Below are 3,722 nucleotides of genomic sequence, written 5' to 3' on the forward strand. Positions count from 1 at the left end.
ATATCGTGAACACCATGGCGGAGAGTCCTGGCCACGGCGGTCCTGCGGAACCGACGGGCGAACACGAAGACCGGCGTCGCGTGACGGCCGACATCCCGCCGTGCCATTGCGTGATCTGCGACAGCGAGACGGCGGTCAGCCAGACGCTCACCGCGGCCGAGAACGAGTCGTTCGCCGAGGACGACGGCCTGGCCGATGAGGAGGAGGACGCGGTCCGCGCGCTGGTGCCCGGGTGGTTCGGCGAGGCGGCCGCGCACGTGCGGCGCACCGGCTGGACCTCGATAGGCATCATGCCCGGCACCAGGACCCCCGGATGGGCGTTCTCGGTCGGGCTCTGGCACAGCTACCGCGCCCCCGAAGTGTCGCTGTTCGGCCTGCTGCTGCCGGACATGCAGCAGCGGGTGAACCGGGCCGGGCGGCTGATCCGGGACAACAAGCCGTTCGGGTACGACATCGAGATCGACGGGGTGCTGGACGCCCAGCCGGTGGTCGCCAAGCGAGTGCACCCGGGCTGGTACCCGACGCTTTTCGGGTTCGCGGTCGGGTTCTACCGGGGCGCGGTGCCGCCGTTCGTGCAGCTGGTCTGGCCGGACAGCCACGGGCTGTTCCCGTGGCAGCCCGGGTGTGGGCTGCGATGCCGGACGGTGCAGCCGCAGCTGTGGCTGCCGCCGGAGCTGCACCCGGATGGGCCCTGGCAGAACCCGCGCTGAGGCGCGCTGAAGTGCGCTGAAGTGCGCTGAAGGGCACTGGGCTGAGGCGCGCCGATAGGCGCTGGCAGCGCTTAATGCAGGCCGAGCCGCCGCTTGGTTCCGGCCGGCACCCGAACTTCCCCAGGATGGCCCAGACCCACCCCGGAACCGCCCCGAACTACTCAGGGCGGCCGGCACCACCTGAGCCTCAAGCCGCCGCCGCAACGCCCCGTGCATCATCACACTCAGCCAACGCTGCGGCCCGGCATCACCTCAACCTCAAGCCGTCGCCGCGGCGTCCCGCGTCTCACCCTCAGCCAGTGTCTGAGCCAGCCCGCCGCCCCCGACGGCCAGCTCGGCCGCCCGCGACAGCAGCGTCAGCAGCCGCTCGGCCTGTGCCTGGGACAGGCCGCGGTAGCCGCGTGAGGCCAGTTCGTCGGTGATCTCCTCGGCCTGCTCGCGGAAGAGCAGGGTCGCGTCGTCCGGCTGCGGGTAGGGCGGCGGCCAGCGGAAGAACTTCGCTCCGGCCTCGCCGAGGGGGCCGGCGACGATCGCCTCCAGCGGGTCCAGGCCGGCCATCTGCACGGCCGCGATGTGCAGGCCGCCGCGCTGTTCGCGCATCACCATCGACCAGTGCACCACCCGGTGCCGGGCCGGGGCCGGCTCGGGCATCGCGCCCCAGGCCGCGGCCAGCGGGGACAGGCCGGTCTCGGAGGTGGTGGCGATCTCGCGGAGCATGTCGGCCAGCTCGTGGGCCTCGTCCTCGGGGAACGCGGCCAGGAACTCGTCGGCCCACAGCCGCTGCACGTCGCGGTAGCGGTCCACCACGCGGTCCAGCGGGGGGCTCTGCTTCGGGTCGCGGGCCGTGGCCCAGCTCTGCATCGCCAGGTCGAGCGGGAAGAAGCCGACGACCGCGTGCACCACCTCCGGGGAGACCGGGCCCAGGACCCCGACCCGGCCGCCGAAGTAGAACGGCCAGCCCTTCATCCCCAGGTCCTTGGCAGCGGTGCGGGCCGCCTGGGAGGACATGTAGTCGCCGCCGAGGGTCGAGAGCGCAGTCTTGGCCTCGACCGCGGTGCTCAGCGCCAGCTCGCGGATCGTTGCCGGATCGATAGTCGGATCAGCCGTCATGAGGCCTGATTCTCCCGCTCAGCCACACGGGCTTACAAACCGAGTCGCACTACTGCGCTGACCTGCGCGTTACCCCAGCCTTCTGCGATAGATCGCACAGAACGACTATTCATCCGCACGGAGCACGGCGGCGTGACGCGGCGGGGCCAGGGGCGTTGTCGCGGTGGACGGGCCTTGTCGGCTCGCCGCCGGCCCCGGTGCCGCCAGCACCGGCCCGCCGCATCTGCATCTCCCCGGTTCACCCGAACCCCCTTGAGAAGAATGAGGACAGGCATGCACGACGTGACCAAGCGCGGGCTCGCGCTCGCGGTCGCGACCGGCGGCCTGCTGATCACTGGAGCCGCGCCCGCGGTCTCGGCGGTGTCCCCGCACCCCGAGAACCCGGAGCACGCTGGGAAGAAGAGCCAGCCAACGGGCAGCTCTTCGCACCACGCGGCCATTCCGGTCAGCAGCGAGCAGGTCACGCAGTACGCAGGGCGGCACAAGGCCCACGAGGACCACAGCGCCGCGCCGCACCACGCCGCCGCTGCGCACCACCCGGCGGCGCCGCACCACGAGAGCGCGGCGCACCATGGGCCCGCCTCGCACCACGCGCCCGCGGCACACCACGCGCCGGCCGCGCACCACCAGGGCGCAGCCCACCACGCTCCGGCGGCGCACCACGCCCCCGCGGCCCACCACGGCACCGTGGCGCACCACGACGCCCTCACCCCGCCCGCGGCACACGACGGCATGCAGTACCCGCCGTTCCACCACGAGTCCGCCGGGGCCGAGGCCGTGGGCTCGGACCTGGGTGGCGGCGGCCTGCTGGCCGGCAACACCATCGAGGTGCCGGTCGACGCGCCGATCAACCTGTGCGGCCTGGTCGTGACCGTGCTCGGCGGCGGCGACCAAGCCGCCGACGACCACTGCGTGAACGGGCCGGGCATGGCCGGCGGGCCGAACAGCGCGGCGTCCGCCGTGGCGCACGGCTCCCCCGGCGCGCTGTCCGACAACATCGTGCAGGTGCCGGTCTCGCTGCCGGCGAACATCTGCGGCGACACCGTGACCGCGGTCGGCGGGCACGACTCGGCCGAGGACATCCTGTGCGCCAACCGCGGCGGGCAGGACTTCTCGACCGCCAAGGCCGTGGCCATGGACTCCCCCGGCCTGGTGAGCGGGAACGTCGTCCAGGTGCCGGTGGACGCGCCGCTGAACCTGTGCGGGATCACCGCGAACGTGGTCGGCGTCTACGACACCGCCGCCGGCAACAAGTGCGTCAACGGCGGCTACGGCGACGGTCACGACCACGGCGACGAGCCGATGAACGCCCGCTCGCGCACCCAGGACCTGCCGGAGCCGGGCATGGGCCCGCGGGCCGGCGCCGGCGCGAACGCGGTCACCGCGAACTCCTCCGGCGCGGTCACCGGCAACGTCCTGCAGGTGCCGATCGAGGCGCCGATCAACGCCTGCGGCGACTCGGTGAGCGTGGTCGGCGTGTTCAACTCCGCGCTGGACAACCACTGCGTGAACCACACCGCGGGCGGTGCGGCCGCCACCGGCCGGGCCGTCGGCGACAACGGTCTGGCCACCGGCAACGTCGCGCAGCTGCCGATCGACATCCCGACCGAGGTGTGCGGCGTCGTCGCGGCCGTCGGCGGCTACCACGACACCGCCGCGGACAACAGCTGCGCCAACACCGGCGCCGCGGGCACCACGTCGATCGCCTCCACCACCGGCGAGACCGGGATCGTCACCGGCACCGTCGCCCAGGGCAGCGTGAACGCCCCGGTGCAGATCTGCGGCGACACCATCGGCGCCGGGCTGGCCAACAGCGGGACCGAGGACAACACGTGCAGCACCGGCCCGGTGATGCCGCCTCCGCCGCCGGTCAACTGCCCGCCTCCGCCGCCGGTCTTCCCG

General features: G+C 73.1%; 3 protein-coding genes. 2 read left to right on the top strand and 1 reads right to left on the bottom strand.

Annotated elements, in window-relative coordinates; translation table 11 throughout:
- Positions 1 to 710 (top strand): DUF4262 domain-containing protein (locus KGQ19_RS47900; protein WP_212022212.1); only part of this gene is annotated, 710 nt, incomplete at its 5' end.
- A gap of 258 nt (positions 711 to 968) precedes the next feature.
- Here KGQ19_RS47900 and KGQ19_RS47905 read toward each other — a convergent pair.
- The gene (locus KGQ19_RS47905; RefSeq protein WP_212022214.1) at positions 969 to 1,820 is read right to left on the bottom strand and encodes an SCO6745 family protein; all 852 of its coding nucleotides are present in this window, start codon (positions 1,818 to 1,820) and stop codon (positions 969 to 971) included.
- 273 nt (positions 1,821 to 2,093) lie between these two features.
- Between KGQ19_RS47905 and KGQ19_RS47910 the strand changes: the two genes are divergently transcribed.
- The coding region (locus KGQ19_RS47910) for a chaplin family protein (RefSeq protein WP_212022216.1) at positions 2,094 to 3,722 on the top strand (1,629 nt) is incomplete at its 3' end.

Origin of the sequence: Catenulispora pinistramenti (genome assembly GCF_018274385.1) — a bacterium.
Taxonomy (GTDB): domain Bacteria; phylum Actinomycetota; class Actinomycetes; order Streptomycetales; family Catenulisporaceae; genus Catenulispora; species Catenulispora pinistramenti.

What these genes read in the sequence shown, in the direction of transcription:
- KGQ19_RS47905 (WP_212022214.1), bottom strand. Translation starts at nt 1,820, where the DNA reads ATGACGGCTGATCCGACTATCGATCCGGCAACGATCCGCGAGCTGGCG.